This is a genomic window from Lutibacter profundi (genome assembly GCF_001543325.1).
GTDB lineage: Bacteria > Bacteroidota > Bacteroidia > Flavobacteriales > Flavobacteriaceae > Lutibacter > Lutibacter profundi.
In genome coordinates this window covers 60505-83751 of the sequence record NZ_CP013355.1, presented here as the reverse complement: position 1 = coordinate 83751, position 23247 = coordinate 60505, and the positions used below count along the sequence as shown (strand labels likewise).

Genomic DNA, 23247 nt, shown 5'->3' with positions numbered 1-23247 from the left:
AGTACTTTTATAACCAATGAAATCTATTTTATTAAAAGAGCTAAATTCCTTTTTTTCTTCACCAATTGCCTATTTAGTAATTGCTGTGTACTTATTAATAAATGGGCTATTTTTATGGGTTTTTGATGGAGATTTTAATATTTTACACGCAGGTTTTGCCGATTTAAATAATTACTTTTTATTGGCTCCATGGATTTTTATTTTTTTAATTCCTGCAATTACAATGCGTAGCTTTTCAGATGAAATAAATACAGGAACACTAGAACTTTTAAAAACTAAACCCATCACAAATTGGCAACTCATTTTTGGTAAATATTTTGCCTCATTAATACTTGTAATAATCGCTATAGCTCCTACTTTAATATATATTTATAGTGTTTTTCAATTGGGAAACCCTATTGGAAATATTGAGTTTGGCTCTACAGTTGGCTCTTTTATTGGCCTGCTTTTTTTAGCAAGTACTTATACCTCTATAGGTGTTTTCGCTTCAACTATTTCAAAAAATCAAATTGTGTCTTTTATTATTGCTGTTTTTATTTCTTTCTTTTTTTATTATGGGTTTGAAGCCTTATCAAGTTATAATCTTTTTGGAAATTTAGATTATACAATTCAAAATTTTGGAATGAGTGCTCATTTTAATAGTATTAGCAAAGGTGTTATTGACACACGTGATTTAATTTATTTTATTACCTTAACCTATTTCTTTCTGCTACTAACCAATTTTAGAGTACAATATGAACACTAAATATTCTAAAATAATAATAACTTTAGTTACTTTATTTCTAATTAACTATATTAGTTTTAAAGTGTATAAACGAGTAGACTTAACAAGTGACCATCGTTATACGTTATCTACTACCTCAAAATCTATAATTAAAAATATTGATGACATAATAACCATAAAAGTATATTTACAAGGTAATTTTCCAGCTGAATTTAAACGACTACAAATTGAAACTAAACAATTTTTAGAAGAATTAAATACTCAAAATAAAAATATACATTTTAGATTTATTAATCCTGAAAAAATTTCTCAAGAACTCATACAAAACAGATTAGAACCAAGCAGATTGCAAGTTCAAGAGGAAGGAAAATTATCGGAAATAATTATATTTCCTTGGGCTGTTGTTTCTTCAAAAAACAAGACAGAAAATGTACCTTTACTAAAAGATATATTTTCAAACTCACAGGAAGAGCAACTTGAAAGTTCTATTCAAAATTTAGAATATGCTTTTATAAATGCCATTTATAAGTTAACTTCAAAAAAATCAAAAAAAATTGCCATTATTAAAGGAAATGGAGAACTTAATGATGTTTATATTGCTGATTTTTTACGAAAATTAAATGAATATTATTTTCTTGCACCCTTTACATTAGACTCTGTTGCTAAACAACCTCAAAAAACATTAAAACAAATTTCAAAGTTTGATTTAGCTATTATTACCAAACCAACTAAAAAATTTACTGAAGAAGAAAAATACACTTTAGATCAGTACATTATGAATGGAGGCAAAACATTATGGCTAATTGATAATGTACAGGCAGAACTAGATAGCTTAATGGAAACTGGTGAAACATTGGTATACCCAAGAGATTTAGGGTTAACAGACTTATTTTTTAATTATGGTGTTCGAATAAATACAGATTTAATTCAAGATTTATATGCTTCTGAAATTCCTTTAGTAACGGGAAATATTGGTAACAAAACTCAATTTAGTCAATTTCAATGGGAATTTTTCCCGCTATTAAACTCTCCAAATAATCACCCAATAAACAACAATATTGAAGCTGTAAATGTGAAATTTGCAAATAGCATTGATACCCTTAAAAATACAATCCAAAAAACAATTTTATTACAAAGCTCTAAATTTTCCAAACCTATTGGAACGCCTTCAATAATATCCCTAAAAAGTATTACTCAAAAAAAAGATCCTCTTAAATATAATAACGGTAATAAAACCATTGCCGTTTTATTAGAAGGAAACTTTAAATCGGCTTACAATGGTCGGATAAAACCATTTAGAATAAAGAATCCAAAAGAGATTGGAGTGTCCTCTAAAATGATTGTGATTTCAGATGGAGATATTATTGCTAATGAAATTTCAAAAGGAAAACCTCTTGAATTAGGTGTTAATAGATGGACAAACCAACGCTATGGAAATAAAGAGTTTTTATTGAATACCATTAATTATTTATTAGATGATAATGGCTTAATAAATATTCGTTCAAAAACAGTTAAAATTAACTTTTTAAATAAACAAAAAGCCTTTGAAGAAACTACGAAATGGCAATTGATAAATATTTTATTTCCCCTACTAATTCTAATTGTTTTTGGATTGTTATTTCACTTTTTAAGAAAAAGGAAATACCAATAAAATTACTTTTATTCCATCTTAAAATATTGTTAAAATTAACATTTGCCAATTGCCTAATGCTTATATAAGTTATATTTGTTACATAACTTAAACAGAACTACTATGTTAAAAAAATTAACTATCCTTTTACTAATAATTGGATTCACTTCAACAGTAAATGCTCAAATTAAAACACCACAACCAAGTCCGGCTTCAAAATTAGAACAGGTTGTTGGATTAACAGATATTACCCTTGAATATTCTAGACCTGCAATGCGTGGAAGAACTATTTTTGGAGATTTGGTACCTTACGGTAAAATATGGAGAACCGGAGCAAATGCAAATACAAAAATTACTTTTAGCAACAACGTAACTATTGACGGTAAAGAATTAAAAAAAGGAACGTATGCTATTTTCACTATTCCTAACGAAACCTCTTGGGATGTTATTTTTTACAATGATGCTACTAACTGGGGAGCACCTAAAGAGTTAGACGAAAGTAAAGTTAGTGCTAAAACAACGGTTGATGTACATTCCATTCCTTTTAATGTAGAATCATTTACAATAGACATTAATGACATTTCAAACAATGGTGCAACTTTAAATATAATTTGGGGAAAAACGTATGTTTCAGTTCCTTTTGAAGTTCCTACTGACATGGCTGTTTTAAAGAATATTGAAAAAATAATGGCAGGTCCTTCAGCTGGTGATTATTTTCAAGCAGCAACTTATTATCATACTGAAGGCAAAGATTTAAAACAAGCATTGGCTTGGATGCAAAAAGCAACCAAAGGAGATAATCCTCCTTATTGGTATTTGCGTAGAATGAGCTTAATTCAAGCTGATTTAGGAGATAAAGCAGGAGCTATTGCAACGGCAAAAAAATCTTTGGCTGGTGCTGAAAAAGAAGGAAACGAAGATTATATTAAAATGAATAAAGAATCAATTGCTAAATGGCAAAATCAATAATTATGAAAAAAATAAAATTTACACTTATCCTTATTTTAATTACTACTATTACTTTTGCACAAGAAAGCCCTAGAAAGCAAGCAACTGGAAAAATTGGTGAAGTAACCGTTACTATTGATTATGGTTCTCCTTTTGTTAAAGGAAGAACTATTTGGGGCGGTTTAGTAAAATACGGTAAAGTTTGGAGAGCAGGAGCCAATGAAAATACTACTTTTTCTTTTGATAAAGAAGTGACAATTGGAGGAGCATTAGTTCCTGCTGGGAAATATGGTTTTTTTATTATCCCTAACGAGAATAAAGATTGGGTACTTATTCTTAATAAAAAAAATGATGGCTGGGGAGCTTTTTCATACAATAAAGAAGAAGATATTGTACGTTTAAATGTAGCTCCAAAATTTGTAGATACCAATCAAGAAAGTTTAATGTATTCTATTGTAGCAAAAGGAATACAACTAGCTTGGGGAAAAATGAGAATTACACTTCCTGTAAAGTAAAACTAATTATAACTATAATCATAAAAAAACATCTCTTTCGAGATGTTTTTTTTATACTTTTTTCTATCCTTTTTTATTTAAAAATAGTTGAATAATAATTGCAATACCAATAACTAACGAACACCCAAATAAATTTAACCACAAGTACGGCATCCAATCAAATTTATAACCAATAACTACAATTACTTGAGTTATTAAAGCTGCTACAAAAACGGCATTCCCTTTTACATATTTTATAAAAAATGCCAATAAAAAAATTCCTAAAACATTTCCATAAAAAATAGAGCCAATAATATTTACCAATTGTATTAAATTATCAAATAAATTGGCAAAACTAGCTACCAAAATTGCAATAATTCCCCAAGCTAACGTAAACCATTTAGACGCTTTTACATAATGCCTATCTGTTTTTTCAGTAGTTACATTTCTTTTGTATAAATCTATAGCGGTAGTACTTGCTAGAGCATTTAATTCAGAGGCAGTACTACTCATGGCTGCCGATAAAATTACAGCCAATAACAAACCTATTAATCCTCTCGGTAGATTATTTAAAATGAAATGAATAAAAACGTAATCTTTATCATTTGTTTCAGCAGAAGCATCTGCTTTTTTAATAATTTTTTTAGCTTCTTCTCTATTTTGTTCTTCTAAAAGGTTTAAATGCTGTATTTCTTTCTCTAATACTTTACTATTTAAATTTGCACCATAATTCAAATTTACTTTTGCTTTCCTTAATTCAATTTCTTTATGTTTATTTTCTAACGCTTTATATTCAGAAGCATATTCAGAATTTTTAACAATTTCCGTTGCTGCAGGATTAAAATTTAGAGGTGAAGCATTGAACTGGTAAAACACAAAAACTAGAACTCCAACTAACAAAATAAAGAATTGCATTGGTACTTTTAACAATCCATTAAAAATTAAACCCCATTGCATTTCTTTCACAGATTTCCCTGATAAATAGCGTTGCACCTGACTTTGATCTGTTCCAAAATAAGAGAGTGCTAAAAAACTTCCTCCAATAATTCCACTCCAAAAAGTATACCTATTATCTAAATTAAACGAAAAATCTAATACATTCATTTTCCCACTTGCACCTGCAATTTTCAATGCTTTAGAAAAGGTAATATCAGCTGGTAAATAACTTACAATTAAGTAGAACGCAATAAACATCCCTGCAAATATTACAGCCATTTGATGTTTTTGAGTAACACTTACTGCTTTTGTACCTCCACTAACTGTATAAATAATTACTAAAACTCCAATTATAATATTTAAGGTAGTTAAATCCCATCCCAATACTGCTGATAAAATGATGGCAGGAGCAAAAATGGTAATTCCTGCTGCTAAACCACGCTGAATTAAGAACAAAAGAGCTGCTAAACTACGTGTTTTTAAATCAAAGCGGGTTTCTAAATACTCGTAGGCAGTAAAAACTTTTAGCTTGTGATAAATAGGAATAAAAACCAAACAAATAACTACCATTGCTATTGGTAATCCAAAGTAGAATTGTACAAATCCCATACCGCTGTGAAATGCTTGTCCGGGAGTTGATAAAAAAGTAATAGCACTCGCTTGAGTTGCCATAACAGACAAGCCTATAGTCCACCATTTTGCTTCACTACCACCTTTTATATAGTCTGTTACATTCTTACTACCTCGTGTTTTCCACGCACCATACGACACAATAAATAATAATGTTCCTATAAGTATAATCCAGTCTAATTGTTCCATCTTTTATGAGTAAATTTTCATTATAACATAGAATAAAACAATATATACTGCATTTACAATTAGAACAATGGTAAATTCTTTTTTCCAACTAAATTTATGTTTTTCCATTTCTAGTTATTCAATTGTTTGTTATTATTTTTACCTATTGAAATCATATTTGCAAACAATTTATAAGCTCCAGGTACACCTGCCGGCAATTCTCTAAAAAAACTAAGTCCGGTATAAATAAAATTCCCTTTCCCATATTTAGCAACTAATAAACTCCCTTTTTTAGCAGACTCATTAGTGTCATTCATACTTAAAACAGCAATAAAATGACTATCCCATTCATTTGGGAAATACAATCCTCTCTCTTGTACCCAACCTTTAAAATCATTTTCAGTTATTTTATTTGGATAATTTAAAATTTCATGAAAAGGCATAATTATTCTAACTTCTGCATTTTCATTGGTAACCCTATCTTTAGATAATTTTAATGGATAAGGAGCTACCGCTTCTACTTTTAATCTTCGATTTGTATTGTATTGTACAATTAAAGTACCTCCATTTTTTACATAATTATGTAATATTTTTTGATAATATTTAGCTCTAGTATTCGTATTATAAGCTCTAATTCCTAAAATTACTGCATCAAAATTCTTTAATTTTTCTGGAGTAATGTCTCTATTTTCCAATTCAATAACCGTATATCCTATTTGACGCAAACTGGTTGGAATTACATCTCCGGCTCCTTGAATATAGCCTAATACTTGTCCTTTTTTTTGAATATTTAATCGAACTACTTTTGCTTCTGAAGGCATTGTAACAGATTGAAAAGGGATATGATTATAATCAATTTCAATTAATTCATTTGTATAGGTTTTATCACCAACCTTAACAATTGGAGTTATAAATCCTTCAGACTCATTTACGGGCGGAACTACTTTAAAATTAAAATTTTGTTCTTCTCCTTTTTCAACGAATTCAAATTGATACTCTTCAGGCGAAAATTGCCATCCTTTTGGTGTGTTTAATACTAATTTTCCTTTTAAATTTTTGGTGTTCGATTTTATTTTAACTGTTATCTCTTGTACTTCATTATTTGGAAAAATATATACCTTTTCATTGAATGAAGCTGAAATTTTTGGCAAAATTTCAAAAGGTTTATATACTTCTCCTTTAACAGGGTCAGTATATTTATAAACAACCTCTCTAAAAAATGGAATTACAACATTTCCAAACTTTACATTAAACTTAACTTTTATTGAATGTGGCGTTTCTGGTAAACCTATGTAGCTTTTGTTAGTAACATTATACATTCCTAAACTCCCTTTTTTTAATAACCAGTACGGCGAAGTATATTTTTCTTCAGAAGGTATGTAGATTGATACCTTATTATTGTAATCCTTATTATTCAATAATTTTACTGAACTTATAATTTCCTTTTGTTCAGGTAAAATAATAACCGAGTTCAATGTAATTTGAATTAAACTCCTGTTAATTGCTTCAATATCTAGATCTATTTTACTATTGGGGGAAGCATTCGATTCTGAAGCTACCGCTTCCAAATACAAACCTGCACAAGCGGCTATTATATCCTTTATTTCTTTTAGTTTAATAACTTTCCAATGCTCATCTTTTATATTTTGAATTAGTTGATATGCCCTAACCAATTTAAAAATACTTGCAGCTGGGTTTTTAAAATTAAATTCTTTTTCAACTTCATTTAATATTTTCCCTATTTCCTCTCCTCCATCAACTCTACTCCAAGTGGTATTAATTCCATCAAAAATATTTTTACTCAAAGGAAAATCACCTTTTAAAAACTCTAAATATTCTATTTGGCTACCTCTTGTCCCTGTACTTCCAAAACCCTGAGATTGATGTTGGCTTCTACTTAAAGATGCTATTTCACTATTAGACATCCCTTTGCTAACATAAAAACTACCAATATCTAAACTTAATAAATTTGTTTTATCGGCTTCATTAAATTTTTCTTCACTGCCATAAAACCACCATGAAGTATTAAAAAATAAACGTTTTGGTTTCCAAGTTGCATCATTTTTTAAATGTGTTTTAAAATTTTTATCTGAAGCTAAATTAAAAGCTTCTACACTTAACATTGCAGAAGCTGTATGATGACCATGTGTTGTTCCTGGTGTTCTGTAGTTAAATCTATTAATAATCACATCAGGTCTAAATTTTCGAATAACAGAAACAACGTCATTTAATACTTCTTTTTTATTCCAAATTTTAAGTGTTTCGTCTGGGTGTTTTGAATATCCAAAGTCATTGGCTCTAGTAAAAAATTGGTGTCCACCATCAATTCTTCTAGCAGCCAATAATTCTTGAGTTCTAATTACGCCTAGCAGTTCCCTAATTTCTGAACCTACTAAATTTTGTCCACCATCACCTCTAGTTAAACTTAAATAAGCCGTTTGAGCTTTAATATTATTAGAAAAATAGGAGATTAATCGTGTATTTTCATCATCAGGATGTGCAGCCACATATAAAACACTTCCCAAAAAATTAAGTTTTTGTATTGAGGTATAAATGTCTCCTGAGGTAGGTTTTTTAGGTGCTTGTGCTAAAATTATAAAGGGACAAAAAAATAACAGGAATACTAGTAATAGTATATTCTTCATATAAAATTTAATTATTTAGTAGTGTAAACAAATATAAAATTAAATTTAAGACTTCACTTTTCAACACTAATAATTAACATAATTATAACTTTTATTGCTGTTATAATTTATATTTATTTGGCGTATATTTAGTTATTAATTTTTAGTTATAAACTGTTAATAAATATCTTTTTTAAAACAACTTTTTTAGAATATATTTGTAATTCATTCCATTAAAATAATCGTAGATGAAATTTATTGTATCAAGTAGTCAATTATTAAAACAGCTTCAAATTTTAGGTGGTGTTATCAATAATAGTAATACATTACCTATTTTGGATAATTTCTTATTTGAATTAAACCAAAATGAGTTAAAAATATCTGCTTCAGATTTAGAAACCACCATGAGTACCACTATAAATGTTGAGTCGGACTCAGAGGGTTCTGTAGCAATTTCGGCACGTTTATTATTAGATACCTTAAAAACATTTCCAAACCAACCACTAACATTTAAAACGGAGGAAAATAACACGGTTGAAATTAGCTCAAGTCAAGGTAAATATGATATGGCTTACTTTGATGGTAATGAATTTCCTAAAGCAATTTCAATAGAATCTCCAAAGAGTACAATTATACCGAGTGCTATTTTAGCAACCGCAATTTCAAAAACAATATTTGCTGCAGGAAATGATGATTTGAGACCCGTAATGAGTGGTGTATTTTTCCAATTTTCATCAGACAGTCTAACCTTTGTGGCAACTGATGCCCATAAATTAGTTAAATACTCAAGAACAGATATTACCGGAAATGATACTGCAGAATTTATAATGCCAAAAAAACCTCTAAACTTATTAAAAGGAATTTTAGGGAATTCAGAAAGTGATGTAACTATTGAATACAATGATGCGAATGCAAAATTTACATTTGACAATGTAATACTTGTTTGTAGGTTGATAGATGGAAAATACCCTAATTATGAAGCGGTTATTCCAAAAGAAAATCCAAATAAATTAACTGTTGATAGAGGTACGTTTTTAAATTCAGTTAAACGTGTATCTATTTTCTCCAGTAAAACTACGCATCAAATCCGCTTAAAAATGGCAGGTACTGAATTAAATATTTCTGCTGAAGACCTAGACTATTCAAACAAAGCTGAAGAACGTTTAGTTTGTGATTATCAAGGAGACGACTTACAAATTGGTTTTAACTCGCGTTTTTTAACTGAAATGTTGAGTAACTTAACTTCAAATGAAATTTTAATTGAAATGTCTTTACCCAATAGAGCTGGTATTTTAACTCCAATTGATGGCGTTGATGAAGGAGAAAATATAACAATGTTAGTAATGCCTGTAATGTTAAACAGTTAACAATGAAGCTTTATAAATAACTTCTATTTAAAATCTAAAAAACCACAGCTTATTCGTTGTGGTTTTTTTATTTAAAAATCTTACATTTAGCTTTTATTATTCTTTGCTTCAATAATTATGAAAATAAAATATTTTTTGCCCCTTTTTTCGATTTTATTTGGCTTCCTTTTTTTTATAAGCTGTCAAACCAACCATCAACAAAAAAAAGAGAAATTAAGAAATCTCCATGATACTATTGGCTTTGCACAATACAAATGGCAAATGGATTCTATTTATAACCGATTTCAACTAAAGGATAAGAAAAATAACAACCAGTGGAAAGCTGTTATTTGCCCTCATGACGATTACAAATATGCTGGAAAACTATATTATGAAGCATTAAAAGGTATAAATACTAATACCATAATTTTAATTGGTGTAGCGCATAAAGCCAAAAAATTTAATTTAAAAGATAAAATTATTTTTGGAAGCTATACACACTGGAAATCTCCCTACGGAAAACTTCCTGTTTCGCCCCTAAACAAAGAAATTTATTCAAAATTACCTGAAGAAGATTATTTAATTCATGATGACATGCAACAACTAGAACATTCTCTAGAAGCTATTATTCCCTTTTTACATAAAAAAAATAGGAATATAGAAATTGTTCCTATATTAGTTCCCTATATGAATTCTGAAAAAATTGATGTTGTAAGTACTCATTTATCCAAAGTGATTTATAATATTCTTAAATCTAGAAACTTAACTTTTGGTAAAGATTTAGCTATTGTAATTTCAAATGATGCAGTACATTACGGCGATGTAGATTGGAGTCAAAATTTAGCACCGTATGGCGTAGATTCGCTAGGAACAAACAAAGCAAGAAAACACGATTTGAAAATTATTAATTCTTATTTAATAAATAACATAGATAAAACTAAAATAGACTCTTTTTTATATGAAACTACACAAAAAGAAGATTATACTAAATACAACTGGGTTTGGTGCGGCAGATATGCTGTTCCCTTTGGTTTAGCAACTGCTAATAAATTAAATATTTTACAAAATAACAAACCACTTAAAGGTACTTTCTTAAAATATGAAACAAGTATAGACCACTCTCTTATTGAAGTTGAAGATTTACAAATGGGAACAACAGCTATTGCAACCCAAAGACATTGGGTGGGGTATGCAAGTATTAAATACGAATAATAACTTATGAATTTTCTTGCTCACTTATATCTTTCTAAAAACAATAAAAATATTCTAATTGGTAATTTTATTGCAGACGCTGTAAAAGGAAATAAATACAATAATTTTCCTGCAGAAATTAAAGCAGGTATTTTATTACATCGAGAAATTGATAATTATACAGACAAACACCCAATTGTGCGAAAAAGCAAACGTCGTTTACACGAACGATACAAACATTATGATGGGGTTATTATTGATATTTTATACGATCATTTTTTAGCTAAAAACTGGCAAAATTATTCAACTATACCTCTTGAACTCTATGCTGCTAATACCTACACATTTTTACAAAACAATGTTGATATATTTCCTGAAAAAATTCAAAAAATATTACCCTATATGATTGAACATAATTGGTTAGTAGCCTATGCTTCAATTAATGGAATTGAAAAAATATTACAGGGAATGAACAAACGAACGAAAGGAATTTCTAAAATGGATATGGCCATTGAAGATTTAAAAAATAACTACAAAGAACTTGAATTAGATTTCACAACTTTTTTTAAAAGTTTAGAACAATTTACAGAAGAAAAAACAACTTTATTACTTTTAACATGAAAAAAATTATTTTACTTTCACTAGTTTCTATACTCTTTTTACAGTGCAAAAACACATCTAATACTGAACCAAAAAACACTAAAACAACTGGGTTTATTGCCGATAGTGCTATGGTGGTTTGTGCCAGAGAAGAAGCCTCTAAAATTGGAACTGCAATTTTAAAAAAAGGAGGGAATGCCTTTGATGCAATGATAGCTACTCATTTTGCTTTGGCTGTCTCTTATCCATTTGCAGGAAACATAGGTGGTGGCGGATTTATGGTTTTCCGAACAAATAAAGGAAAAACAGGAGCTTTGGATTTTAGAGAAAAAGCTCCTTTAGCTGCTTCAAAAAATATGTACTTAGATGAAAAAGGAAATGTTATTAAAGGTAAAAGCACCTTAGGGTCTGTTGCAATTGGCGTACCTGGAAGTGTAGATGGTGTTTTTAAAGTATATGAAAAATATGGAACATTACCTTTTGCAGAATTAATACAACCTGCTATTGATTTGGCTAAAAAAGGTGTTGTTGTTACAAAAAAGCAAGCTAAAAGTTTTGCCAAGTACCGAAAATATTTCTCGCAAGCAAATAACACCACAATTATGTTAGATGCCAATTGGAAAGAAGGGGACAGTATTAAATACATCAATTTAGCAAAAACCCTTGAGCGAATAAGAGACAACGGTAGAGATGGTTTTTACAAAGGGAAAACTGCCGATATGCTCGTAAATTACGTTCAGGAATTAGGAGGGATAATTACTAAAAAAGATTTGGAAATTTACGATTCAAAATGGCGTAATGCTATTGAGTTTAAGTATAAAGATTTAAAAATTATATCGATGTCGCCTCCTTCTAGTGGCGGAATTTGTATTGCACAAATTTTTAATGCTATTGAACCTTATGATATTGCTTCTTTTGGTCATAATTCTGTAAAAACAATCCAATTAATAACAGAAGCCGAAAGAAGAGCTTATGCAGATAGATCTTTTTATTTAGGTGATCCAGATTTTGTTAAAATTCCTATTGATACGTTAATTTCATATAACTATACTCAAAAAAGAATGGCTAATTTTTCATGGGATAAAGCAACACTATCTTCAGAAGTTAGCCATGGAAATATTGTTGGTTTTGAAAGTGATGAAACTACCCATTACTCAATTATTGATACTTATGGCAATGCCATTTCAGTTACCACCACTTTAAACGGTGCTTTTGGTTCTAAAGTTTTTGTGCCTGAAGGTGGGTTTTTACTAAATAATGAAATGGATGATTTTAGTTCAAAACCCGGAGTTCCAAACATGTTTGGATTAATTGGTGCTGAAGCAAATGCTATTCAACCTGAAAAACGAATGCTTAGCTCTATGACTCCTACAATTGTTGAAAAAAACAAACAACTCTATATGACTCTAGGTTCTCCAGGAGGTTCAACCATTATTACTTCAGTTATGCAAACCATCTTAAATGTATATGAATACAATTTTAGTATGCAAGAGGCTGTAAATGCCCCTAGGTTTCATCATCAATGGCTACCAGATGTTATAACATTTGAACCCAAAGGTTTTGATAGCATTACATTGCTAAAACTACAAGAAAAGGGATATAAAATAAACAAGAAAAACTCTAGAATACTCGGTAAAGTAGATGCTATTTTAGTACTTCCAAATGGAAAATTAGAAGGTGGAGCAGATTATAGAGGTGATGATAAAGCAGCTGGATTTTAATTTTAAATTAATTATTTTAGAGGTTTAACTAAATAAATTTAAATAAAACACTATGAATTCTAAAACAATTGCCAACGGAATTTTAAAAGCAATTGCCATTATTGTTGGCGTTTTGCTACTACTTTATTTTTTATTTAGCATACAATCAATATTAATTTACATTGCTATTTCAGCCGTTATTTCATTAATTGCCAGACCCATAATTCAATTTTTAAAAAGAAAATTAAAATTGCCTAATACATTTGCTGTTATTACTACAATGTTGGTGTTTTTAGGCCTTTTAGCTGGGCTAATTAGTATGTTTATTCCACTTATAATTAAACAAGGACAAAATTTATCTTTATTAAATATTGATCAACTGCAATCTAATATTCAAAATATCTTAAATCAGTTAAATGATTATTTTTTATTACACAATATTGATATTTTAAACGAGTTAAAAAATGCCGATTTATTTAAAAACTTAATAGTAATTCCCAATCTATTAAATTCAGTAATTGGAATGGTAGGAAATTTAAGTATTGGTTTATTTTCAGTATTATTTATCTCTTTCTTTTTTATGAAAGATACACATTTACTTGAAAATTCTATTTACACAATGGTAAATGATAAAAGTGAAAGTAAACTAAAAAAATCACTCACAAGCATCAAAAATTTACTATCGCGCTATTTTGTTGGGCTTATTTTTCAAATAACAATTCTATTTCTTATTTACACCGTAATCTTACTTATTTTTGGTATTGAAAATGCTGTAGTAATTGCTTTTTTATGTGCTTTATTAAACTTAATTCCGTACGTAGGTCCACTAATTGGAGGTGTTTTAATGCTATTTTTAACTATGAGCAATAATTTGGGTGAAGATTTTCAAACGGTAATTTTACCAACCACTATCTATGTAATGATTGGTTATTTAATTGCGCAACTTATAGATAATTTTGTAAGTCAGCCTCTTATATTTTCAAATAGTGTAAAATCACATCCCTTAGAAATATTTTTAGTGATTATGATTGGTGGTGTTTTGTTTGGAGTGGTTGGAATGATTGTTGCCGTACCAACATACACATCTATTAAAGTAATTCTAAAAGCTTTCTTATCAGATAACAAAATTGTAAAATCATTGACTAAAAATTTATGATACAATATGCTCCTTTTGTGTTTACTGAATAACAGCAGAACCATTCCTAAATTTAGTGAACTAAATAATCAATTATTTTGAATAGCAATATTTTAACTAAAGAAGTCCAACATTTTATAAATACAAATTTAAAAACAGACATCACAAAACTGATTTTAAAAGGAAGCCCTTTTTCTTTAGTTTCTATTCAAGAATTGGCTGAACAAATTGTTGCCAAAAACAAATGCAAAACAAAATTACCAACTTGGTTTTCTGCAAAAAAAATTTACTATCCAAACAAACTAAATATTGAACAAACTTCTTCTGAAATTACCGCAAAATATAAAGCAAATTTAATCTCAGGTAAAAATTTAATTGATATAACTGGCGGATTTGGAGTAGATGCTTCTTGTTTTTCAAAAAAAGTTAATTCAGTAATACATTGTGAAATAAATGAAGAATTATCATCAATTACTTCACATAATTTAAAACAATTAAATATTGAAAATATAAAAACTGTAAACGCTGATGGAATTGCGTATTTACAAATAAATAGTACAAAATACGATTGGATTTATGCCGATCCTTCACGAAGAAATGACCTAAAAGAAAAAGTTTTTTTGCTAAAAGATTGCTCGCCAAACATCCCTGATAATTTAAAATTATTGTTTGATAAATCAAATGCTATTTTATTAAAAATCTCACCAATATTAGACATTACAAGTGCTATAAATGAATTGATATTTGTAAAAGAAATTCATGTGATTGCTGTTGACAATGAAGTGAAAGAATTGTTATTTCTGTTAAAAAACAATTACACGCAAACTATTGATATTAAAACAGTTAACTTTAATAAAATAAATAACGAGTATTTTAATTTTAGTGTAGATAAAGAAAGTTTTGCTACTTTTTCAGAACCAAAAAAATACTTATACGAACCCAATGTTGCCATTTTAAAATCGGGGGGATTTACTCAAGTTTCTGAGCATTTCAAAATAGATAAATTACATACTCACTCTCACTTATACACATCAAATAATTTAATAGAATTTCCCGGAAGGAGGTTTAAAATAAAACAGCTAATTTCGTATGATAAAAAACAATTGAAAAAATTAATCCCTTCAAAAAAAGCAAATATAACAACTCGTAATTTTCCGGAAACTGTTGCTCAAATTCGACAAAAAACAAAATTTAAAGAAGGTGGAAATCAATACCTTTTTTTTACAACAAACTTAAACAACAAGCATATTGTATTAATTTGTGAAAAGGTTTAAAAACCTTAACAAAATTCTTCATTAATTTTTAGTATTTTTAACCCAATTATATTCTGTTAAAAATGGCAAATAAAAATATACGTACCTTATCATCAAGAAAAGAATTAGATGATAACTTATTTGAAAATATAGCACGTTTATCTCACAAAAATGCTGCTAAAGAAGATTTTCAAGAATTGGCAAAAAAATTTCTTATTGATGATTCTGTACTTATTGGAACGTCTTCTTTTTACGATTTTACCAGAGAAAGTAATCGAAACAAAAAAATACATATTTGTAGCGGAACTGCCTGTATGGTTGCCAATACTCAAAACAACCTTCATAAAAATATAGAAAATTATTTTTCAAAAGATGAAATTGGTCATGCTGCTTGTATTGGTCACTGTCATTCAAATAATGCATTTATGTTTGATGACAAAACATACTCTGCACATTCAAACAAAGAATTAAAACAAATTATTTTGAAAAATATCAGTTCGAGCGCAGTCGAGAACTATTACAACATAGGTTGTAACACAACACCTATTTTAACTTCAAAAATTGAAAATATAGAAACATTTTATGCCCTTGCTGAAACTTTTAAAAAGAAGCCTCAGCAAGTAATTCAGGAAATTAAAACTTCCAATTTACGCGGACGAGGTGGTGCCGGATTTCCATTTTGGTTTAAGTTAGATGCCGTATTTAAAGAACCCTCCAACTTCGCTGAGGATGACACCCAAAAATACATTGTTTGCAATGCCGATGAAGGTGATCCCGGTGCATATTCTGATATGTATTTAATGGAACATCAACCTCATAAAGTATTGTTTGGAATGTATATATCTGGTTTAACCGTTGGTGCAAATACTGGTGTTTTATACATTCGAGGAGAATATCCAAATTCAATAAAAATTATTTCAGATGCTATTCATGAATTGAAAGAAAAAAACTTAATTGGTGATTTTAGGTTTAAAATAATACGCGGACAAGGTTCATATGTTTGTGGTGAAGAAACAGCGCTTTTAAATTCAATTGAAGGTTTGCGTCCTGAAGTTCGTGTCCGTCCACCGTACCCAGCACAATATGGTTTATTTGGCAAACCAACGGTATTGAGTAATGTTGAAACTTTTGCCAATATCCACTGGATTTTAGAAAATGGAGGAAATGCTTATGCTAATTTGGGAACTAAACAATCTACCGGAACAAAATTAGTTTCCTTAGATAGTTTTTTTAACAATCCCGGTATTTATGAAATTGAAATGGGAACAGCTTTACAAACTGTTTTTAATGATTTTGGAAACGGTTTTAAATCTGAAATAAAAGCATTACAAATTGGTGGCCCTTTGGGAGGAATTGTTCCAATGCACAAAATTGCCGATTTAACGTTGGATTTTGAATCATTAAATCAAAACGGCTTTTTATTAGGACACGCAAGTGTTGTTTCTATCCCAAAAGATTTTTCAATGATTCAATTCTTAGAACATCTATTAGAATTTACCGCTGATGAATCTTGCGGAAAATGTTATCCCTGTAGAATTGGCGCTCATAGAGGAATGGAATTGCTTCAAAAAGCACAAACAGCAAATTACAAGATTGATAAACAACTGTTTAACGACTTGTTAGAGACTTTAGAAATTGGATCGCTATGCGCATTAGGTGGGGGAGTTCCGCTTCCAATAAAAAATGCATTACAGTATTTTAATGATGAATTGAAACAATTCTTTACTTCAAACTAAAATCAATTATGAAAGCATATATCAACAATACAGCATACGATTTTTTACAAGGTGAAACCATTTTAGAATTTGTTAGAAGAATTGAAAAAAATAACAACGCCATTCCAACTATGTGCCAAGATGATAGATTGGAAAATTTTGGTTCTTGTAGGGTTTGTTCAGTAGAAGTAGCTCGTGAAAAAGACGGAATTACAAAAACAATGGCATCATGCCATACGCCAATTGCTGAAAGATTATACATTTATCACAATACTGAAAAAATTAAACGTCTTCGCAAAAATATTGTTGAATTGGTTTTAACAGATTATCCTGCTGATAAAATATTCCCTGCAAAAGGTAAAAAAGCAACACCTTTTCAAGAAACCATTACTCAAATAGGAATTCCAACTATTCGCTACCCAAAAGGAGAAAATCATTTAGATATTGAACCCGATACATCACATCCTTATATAAAATCTGATTTATCCCAATGTATCAATTGTTTTAGATGTGTTCGTGCTTGTGAAGAAATTCAAGGTGAAATGATTTTAGGAATGTCTGGACGAGGATTTGCAACTAACATTATTAAAGGTTTTGATACTTCGTTTAATTTATCGGCCTGTGTTTCTTGCGGTGCTTGTGTGCAAACGTGTCCAACTGATGCTTTAACCGATAAATTTGAAACAAAAACACTAATTGCTGATAAAACTGTAAGAACAACCTGTACGTATTGTGGTGTTGGCTGCCAGTTAGATGTATCCGTAATTAATGGTGAAATTAAAGGAATTCAAGCACCTGAAACTGCCGAAGTTAATGAAGGTCATACTTGTTTAAAAGGACGCTTTGCTTTTCAATTTTACAACCATCCCGATAGGTTAAAAGAGCCTTTGATTAAAAAAAATGGAAAGTTTGAAGAAGTTTCTTGGAATGAAGCCTATGATTTTATTACAAAAAAATTAATAAGCATAAAAAATGAATACGGAGCTGATGCTGTTGGTGGAATTTCATCTTCAAGAGCTACCAACGAGGAAAATTATTTAATGCAAAAAATGATTCGTGTTGCCATTGGAACCAATAATATTGATGGTTGTGCACGTGTATGCCACGCTCCTACCGCTTACGGAATGCAACAAGCCTTTGGAACTGGTGCAGCAACAAATTCTATTGAAGATTTAAATCAAACCGATGCCATTTTCTTATTTGGTGCAAATCCAACAGAAGCGCATCCTGTTACTGGAGCAAAAATTAAGCAACTTTTTATGAAAGGAGTTACAAGTATTGTTGTTGATCCTGTAAAAACAAAGTTAGCAAAACTGGCTACCTATCATTTGCAATTACGCCCCGGAACAAATGTGGCTATTTTAAATATGATGGCACATTATATTATTAAAGAAAAATTGGTGAATCAATCGTTTATAAATCAATATACTGAGTTTTACAAAGATTTTGAGGCACATGTTGCCGATTTAGATATGAGTGAATTAGAGGAGCTTACAGGCGTTTCTAAAGAATTGGTAAAAAAAGCTGCTATTGCGTATGCGTCTGCTGAAAGAGCCATGGAATTCCACGGTTTAGGAGTTACCGAGCATTACCAAGGTAGTAAAACGGTAATGTTACTTTCAAATATAGCTATGATGACCGGTAATATTGGCAAAAATGGTGCTGGATTAAATCCGCTACGTGGACAAAACAACGTACAAGGTGCTGCTGATATGGGTGTACAACCACATCAAGGTGCTGGATATATGGATGTTAACAATTTTGAAGTCCAACAATATTATGCTAAAAAATACGGCGTAGATAAAATGCCTGAACACGAAGGTTTAAAAATTCCTGAAATGATAGATGCTACACTTCAAGGGAAATTTAAAGCACTTTGGATTATGGGAGAAGATACGTTAATGACCGATCCAAATTCTAATCATATACGCAAAGCATTTGAAAAACTAGACCTATTGATAGTTCAAGAATTATTTATGAGTGCAACTGCTGAAATGGCTGATATAGTTTTACCTGCTGCTTCCTATTTTGAGAAAAACGGAACATTTACCAATGGTGAGCGTAGAGTGCAACGTGTTAATAAAGTAATTGACTCCATTGGAAATTGTAAATCTGATGGGCAAATTATGATTGATATGATGCATAGATTAGGGTACAAACAACCTACTGGGCAACTATATGATGCAGCTAAAATAGTTGAAGAAATAGCGGATGTAATTCCGTTTATGAAAGGTGTAACTTGGGAAGGTTTAGGTAAAAACGGATTGCAATGGCCTGTAAAAGATGATGGTACCGATACCAAAATGCTACATATTAACGGGAATTTTAAAAAAGGAAAAGGAACTTTTCATCATTTTGATTTTGAAGAAACTCCAGAATTAGTGGAACACCGTAAAAAGTTTCCTTTCATTCTAACTACAGCTCGCCAGCTTGAACATTACAATTCTGGTACTATGACACGTAGAACGGAAAATCAATTAATATCTTCAAACGATTATTTAGAAATCAATCCGCTAGATGCAGGTAAAAAAGATATTTCAGAAGGTGATGCCGTTCGTATTTTTTCTGATCGTGGAAGCGTAAACATTCCTGTTAAATTAAATTATACCGTAAAACCGGGTATTGTACGTACAACATTTCACCAGCCTGAAATTTTTATCAATTTAATTACTGGGAATGTTGGCGACAAAGAAACTTTAACTCCTGAATACAAAGTTGTAGCGGTTGATTTTGAAAAAATTTAAATGTCATTTAAAGTTGTTCAAGACTTTATCACTAAAACTAACCGCCATAGCGAACCTGCCTATCTGGCACGGCAGGCAAGGTAAAGCTATCTCTTAAAATAAAAGATTGCCACAATTTCTTTAAAACTTTGCAATGTTGAACTATAAAAACAATAAACTACACGTTTTAAGTAATAAAATACACTTTTTAACAAATAATTTGCATTACATAAATATTTATTTGTATATTTGCACTGTAAGAGCGTCCCTATAATTGCAAATTTTTACGGAGAGGGTTTGCGGTTTGTTGATTTTTACGCTAAAAATACCCGTTTTTAGTTAACAAAAAATCAAATTTTGCTTTTAATATCTCCAAAATAGAGATTTTATATACTAAAATTAAAAGTATTTCATTTCTTATTTTCAAAAGGTGCAACCCCGTAAAATAAGAGAAAAATAGCTTTTCGAACCCCTTATTTTTAAAATATTTTAAAAATAACGAGGATTTTTTTTGCCTAATTGTAAGATTAAGTATATATTTGATGTTCTTACTAATCATTTAATTCTTACAAAAAATGAAAAAATTAAAATTAATTTTCGGATTGCTTATGGTATCTGCTTTTGTTGCAGTTGCAGTTTTAAGCTACACTTCTAGTGATCAAGCTATTTTAAAATCTGATATTATTTTACCTAGACAAGGGTAATTTCTAACCTTTACATCTTAATCACGATGATAATAATACCACAATAATTACTTATTGTGGTTTTTGTGTTTATTAAAATTAATTTTATTACATTTGATTTATGTATTTAATATATTTATTTAATGAAAGGCAGTAGAAAAACTTCATTATGGATTGGTAGTATTATTATTTTAATTATAATATTTATTCCATACTTATTATATATTCATCAAAGTATCCCAAGAGAAATAGAAAATTTTGATACAATATTTGGTGTAATTAAAGGAGGTTATTATCTAAGAGTTCAAACGTATGTATATTTTTTCTTATCTAAATTTGTACCACTCGTCCTCTTAATTATATGGTTTGTCACCAATAAACACTGGTGGGTACATGCCCTAATTATCCCCATGTCTGTTTATTTGTTTCAACTAATTGCTGTTATTAACGATAGTGAACAATATGTAGATGAAGTCGATTTTATATACACAGTACCTATTACTGCCATAATATTTGTTATTTTATATTTTATACGTAGTAAACTCGCTATTTATATTGGAGCGGTAGATTTAAAAAAGGAAATGGATGAAAACATGAAAAACCCTAAAAAAATAGGTTAACAAAACGCCATATAAGCATAGAGTTACTGTACGTTCATTTTCTTAATAAAAACAAGAAAAACATTATTACATGGTCTATAGTTTTGTAACTGTCGCAAGGTTAACTATACGCAATGGTTAAATTGCATTCAACTTAAAATACTTGCTTTTCCTTTTTTTTAATGTTTTAATGTTCGTTGTTTTTTTAATAACCATTTGTACTATAATTTTAATAAGGTTTCTTCTATTGCCTTTTTCTTCTTTTCTTCAACACCTACTTGATTTGCAAATTTTCCCCATTGCCCTACAATATTTCCAACTTGTTTCACTATTTTTTTAACATTTTTTATATTCATAGATTTTCCTAGTACTAAAAAATCATCTAAAGCTATATTTTTACGTTTTCCGTTTATACTCAAGGCGTGCTGGCTTACCCAAATGCTATCAGGTTTGTAAGCATGGCATATATCGTAAGCAGGAGCTAATTCCCATTTTTCTTCTTTTTTTAAACGAAAAGAAAAGTTTTTTGTATGATCATCACAGTTTCTACTCAATACATTAAACACCATTCTTCTAAACATTTCTTCAGCCTCTTGGTAACTCAGTCTAAGCTCTCTCATTGTTTGGAACAATTGCTCATAACTAAAACTAGTTACTTCATTGTAGTCAAAATGTTTTATCCCGCAAAGCGTTTGAATATGATGTTTTACATTTCCTTCACCTCTATCAAAACGCTTTGTCATAAAATGAGCCCTACCATTCTCTTCTAACAAATCACAAGGCATCATATTAATACCACAATCTTTCGCCATTAAATAATAAGCCATTTCTACCCTTCCATACCCTTGAGTATCACCTAATTGAACATTACTTACACCATCTAATTTTAGTAACCAATGTTCAAATCCTTTAGGTGCTTTTGATTGTCCAGAGCGGACTTCTCCTGTTTTTTTATTGTAAGCTATCACAGCTTTTGGACGTGCACCTCCTGCCGAAGTACCAATAGTGATAATTTGTTTAATTGCCTCTTCTGTATTCACATTCATATTTGCATTAAAATCTCCCCTTTGATTTAACATTTTCTGAGCAATATCAACCAATCCCTCAACTTCAACTTTAAAAGTATTTTTCGTTTCTTTTAGTTGAGCAGGTTCAAACTCTAAAGCTCCCATACCTCTCGCTCCTATAAAACACAATTGCTCAACTGGGTTCATACTTTTTGCTGGGCGGCCTTGTTTTGCCAACCAAATATCTATTAACTGATTTCCATATTTATCAGGAAGTGAGTCGGCCAATAATCCAGGTAACCCCTTAAAGGTATTGTACTCACTATTTCTAGATGGTCTTAACTCTGGAAATGAAAAAATTGTTTGACTTGAATTTATAGGCATTTTTAAAGGTGCTAAATTCCAACCTTTCTGTACAAACTTGGGGTCATATTCAAATAAACCTAATTGCTGCTCTTGATCCCAAGCAATTGCACCAACCATTTCTCCCCAAATTTTAATAAATGCTGTTGTTACCATTACCAATTACTTTTATTGTTTTCATTTTTTTTAGTACCACTTGCTCTTTTTCTTTGCTCTTGTTCCAATTTTGCTAAAGCTATTGGACTTATTTTTTTTTGTACTTGAAAACACTCCATAATATGAAGTAGCTGAAGCACTCTAAGCACTTGTATCAACGTTGCTACTGTTACTGTTTCTCCCCTTTCTAATAGGCTAAGTGTTGATCTGCTTATATTAGCCGCATTAGCCACTTCTGTTTGAGATTTATTTTGTTGTAGGCGATGATGCTTTATAAATGTTCCAATAGTTCCATTAAGTGCTCTATCGCTCATTGCATACCAATCATTGCGTGATTTATCATTCATAATAGGTTATTTTATACATTACGTATGATTTATCATACAAATATACAACATTTAATATAGATAGCATATCAAATGTATGTTATATCATTCATAATATTATATTTTAAGCATTATTGAATGATTTATCATGCTTTTTTAGGTATTCACAATATACTTTACAGTTTTCTATTGACAAAAAGTAATTAAAAGTGTAGTTGTTATTTTCATAGTTGTCTTTTTAAATTATACTTTGTTAAAGACGAAAGTAAAATCAACTATACTTTCTTTGGTTCCAT

At 29.9% G+C, this 23247-nt stretch carries 18 protein-coding genes; 14 read left to right on the top strand and 4 right to left on the bottom strand.

The window, feature by feature from the left end:
- Positions 1–16: 16 nt before the first annotated feature.
- The 4 genes from gldF (at position 17) to Lupro_RS00355 (ending at position 3817) form a co-directional block, all read left to right on the top strand.
- Positions 17–745, top strand: a complete 729-nt coding sequence (gene gldF, locus Lupro_RS00370; protein WP_068205526.1) for a gliding motility-associated ABC transporter permease subunit GldF — start codon at positions 17–19, stop codon at positions 743–745.
- Entirely contained in the window at positions 735–2375 is a 1641-nt protein-coding gene (gldG, locus tag Lupro_RS00365; protein ID WP_068205525.1) for a gliding motility-associated ABC transporter substrate-binding protein GldG, read from the top strand. Before gldF ends, gldG begins: the two co-directional genes overlap by 11 nt.
- Before the next feature lie 102 nt (positions 2376–2477).
- Positions 2478–3323: a DUF2911 domain-containing protein gene (locus tag Lupro_RS00360; RefSeq protein WP_068205524.1), complete on the top strand. Its 846-nt coding sequence runs from the start codon at positions 2478–2480 to the stop codon at positions 3321–3323.
- 2 nt (positions 3324–3325) lie between these two features.
- Positions 3326–3817: a DUF2911 domain-containing protein gene (locus tag Lupro_RS00355; protein WP_082703921.1), complete on the top strand. Its 492-nt coding sequence runs from the start codon at positions 3326–3328 to the stop codon at positions 3815–3817.
- A gap of 63 nt (positions 3818–3880) precedes the next feature.
- On the opposite strand, the gene Lupro_RS00350 is transcribed toward Lupro_RS00355, so the two are convergent.
- Both Lupro_RS00350 and Lupro_RS00345 read right to left on the bottom strand, forming a co-directional pair.
- Positions 3881–5551, bottom strand: a complete 1671-nt coding sequence (locus Lupro_RS00350; protein WP_068205522.1) for a sodium:solute symporter family protein — start codon at positions 5549–5551, stop codon at positions 3881–3883.
- Between the two features lie 110 nt (positions 5552–5661).
- Positions 5662–8175 (bottom strand): PIG-L family deacetylase, encoded by a 2514-nt coding sequence (locus tag Lupro_RS00345; protein WP_068205521.1) that lies wholly within the window; start codon positions 8173–8175, stop codon positions 5662–5664.
- A 227-nt stretch (positions 8176–8402) separates the two neighbouring features.
- Between Lupro_RS00345 and dnaN the strand changes: the two genes are divergently transcribed.
- From dnaN to Lupro_RS00300, 10 genes are all read left to right on the top strand, one after another.
- Positions 8403–9521, top strand: a complete 1119-nt coding sequence (dnaN, locus tag Lupro_RS00340; protein ID WP_068205520.1) for a DNA polymerase III subunit beta — start codon at positions 8403–8405, stop codon at positions 9519–9521.
- A 261-nt stretch (positions 9522–9782) separates the two neighbouring features.
- Positions 9783–10712, top strand: a complete 930-nt coding sequence (gene amrB / locus Lupro_RS00335; RefSeq protein WP_158499540.1) for an AmmeMemoRadiSam system protein B — start codon at positions 9783–9785, stop codon at positions 10710–10712.
- Between the two features lie 6 nt (positions 10713–10718).
- Complete coding sequence (locus tag Lupro_RS00330) at positions 10719–11312, top strand: acyl carrier protein phosphodiesterase (RefSeq protein ID WP_068205518.1); 594 nt, start codon at positions 10719–10721, stop codon at positions 11310–11312.
- Positions 11309–13012 carry a gamma-glutamyltransferase gene (gene ggt / locus Lupro_RS00325; protein ID WP_068205517.1) on the top strand — a complete coding sequence of 568 codons (1704 nt, stop codon included), beginning with the start codon at positions 11309–11311 and terminating at the stop codon, positions 13010–13012. Before Lupro_RS00330 ends, ggt begins: the two co-directional genes overlap by 4 nt.
- Positions 13013–13064: 52 nt before the next feature.
- A complete protein-coding gene (locus Lupro_RS00320) occupies positions 13065–14147 on the top strand; it encodes an AI-2E family transporter (RefSeq protein WP_068205516.1) in 1083 nt (360 codons plus the stop codon).
- Between the two features lie 77 nt (positions 14148–14224).
- Positions 14225–15400 carry a THUMP-like domain-containing protein gene (locus tag Lupro_RS00315; RefSeq protein WP_068205515.1) on the top strand — a complete coding sequence of 392 codons (1176 nt, stop codon included), beginning with the start codon at positions 14225–14227 and terminating at the stop codon, positions 15398–15400.
- 62 nt (positions 15401–15462) lie between these two features.
- Complete coding sequence (locus Lupro_RS00310) at positions 15463–17115, top strand: NADH-ubiquinone oxidoreductase-F iron-sulfur binding region domain-containing protein (protein ID WP_068205514.1); 1653 nt, start codon at positions 15463–15465, stop codon at positions 17113–17115.
- An 8-nt stretch (positions 17116–17123) separates the two neighbouring features.
- Positions 17124–19838 carry a formate dehydrogenase subunit alpha gene (gene fdhF / locus Lupro_RS00305; protein WP_068205513.1) on the top strand — a complete coding sequence of 905 codons (2715 nt, stop codon included), beginning with the start codon at positions 17124–17126 and terminating at the stop codon, positions 19836–19838.
- A 554-nt stretch (positions 19839–20392) separates the two neighbouring features.
- On the top strand, positions 20393–20521 hold the full coding sequence (locus Lupro_RS13815; protein ID WP_257720994.1) for a hypothetical protein: 129 nt from the start codon (positions 20393–20395) through the stop codon (positions 20519–20521).
- A 122-nt stretch (positions 20522–20643) separates the two neighbouring features.
- A complete protein-coding gene (locus Lupro_RS00300) occupies positions 20644–21120 on the top strand; it encodes a hypothetical protein (protein ID WP_068205512.1) in 477 nt (158 codons plus the stop codon).
- A 200-nt stretch (positions 21121–21320) separates the two neighbouring features.
- On the opposite strand, the gene Lupro_RS00295 is transcribed toward Lupro_RS00300, so the two are convergent.
- A complete protein-coding gene (locus tag Lupro_RS00295) occupies positions 21321–22625 on the bottom strand; it encodes a type II toxin-antitoxin system HipA family toxin (RefSeq protein ID WP_068205511.1) in 1305 nt (434 codons plus the stop codon).
- Positions 22625–22972: a helix-turn-helix domain-containing protein gene (locus Lupro_RS00290; RefSeq protein ID WP_068205510.1), complete on the bottom strand. Its 348-nt coding sequence runs from the start codon at positions 22970–22972 to the stop codon at positions 22625–22627. The genes Lupro_RS00295 and Lupro_RS00290 overlap by 1 nt, the downstream gene beginning before the upstream one ends.
- Positions 22973–23247 lie beyond the last annotated feature (275 nt).

Coding starts and splice junctions, on each gene's coding strand:
- gldF (WP_068205526.1), top strand. CDS start 17: ATGAAATCTATTTTATTAAAAGAGCTAAATTCCTTTTTTTCTTCACCA.
- gldG (WP_068205525.1), top strand. CDS start 735: ATGAACACTAAATATTCTAAAATAATAATAACTTTAGTTACTTTATTT.
- Lupro_RS00360 (WP_068205524.1), top strand. CDS start 2,478: ATGTTAAAAAAATTAACTATCCTTTTACTAATAATTGGATTCACTTCA.
- Lupro_RS00355 (WP_082703921.1), top strand. CDS start 3,326: ATGAAAAAAATAAAATTTACACTTATCCTTATTTTAATTACTACTATT.
- Lupro_RS00350 (WP_068205522.1), bottom strand. CDS start 5,551: ATGGAACAATTAGACTGGATTATACTTATAGGAACATTATTATTTATT.
- Lupro_RS00345 (WP_068205521.1), bottom strand. CDS start 8,175: ATGAAGAATATACTATTACTAGTATTCCTGTTATTTTTTTGTCCCTTT.
- dnaN (WP_068205520.1), top strand. CDS start 8,403: ATGAAATTTATTGTATCAAGTAGTCAATTATTAAAACAGCTTCAAATT.
- amrB (WP_158499540.1), top strand. CDS start 9,783: ATGGATTCTATTTATAACCGATTTCAACTAAAGGATAAGAAAAATAAC.
- Lupro_RS00330 (WP_068205518.1), top strand. CDS start 10,719: ATGAATTTTCTTGCTCACTTATATCTTTCTAAAAACAATAAAAATATT.
- ggt (WP_068205517.1), top strand. CDS start 11,309: ATGAAAAAAATTATTTTACTTTCACTAGTTTCTATACTCTTTTTACAG.
- Lupro_RS00320 (WP_068205516.1), top strand. CDS start 13,065: ATGAATTCTAAAACAATTGCCAACGGAATTTTAAAAGCAATTGCCATT.
- Lupro_RS00310 (WP_068205514.1), top strand. CDS start 15,463: ATGGCAAATAAAAATATACGTACCTTATCATCAAGAAAAGAATTAGAT.
- fdhF (WP_068205513.1), top strand. CDS start 17,124: ATGAAAGCATATATCAACAATACAGCATACGATTTTTTACAAGGTGAA.
- Lupro_RS13815 (WP_257720994.1), top strand. CDS start 20,393: ATGAAAAAATTAAAATTAATTTTCGGATTGCTTATGGTATCTGCTTTT.
- Lupro_RS00300 (WP_068205512.1), top strand. CDS start 20,644: ATGAAAGGCAGTAGAAAAACTTCATTATGGATTGGTAGTATTATTATT.
- Lupro_RS00295 (WP_068205511.1), bottom strand. CDS start 22,625: ATGGTAACAACAGCATTTATTAAAATTTGGGGAGAAATGGTTGGTGCA.
- Lupro_RS00290 (WP_068205510.1), bottom strand. CDS start 22,972: ATGAATGATAAATCACGCAATGATTGGTATGCAATGAGCGATAGAGCA.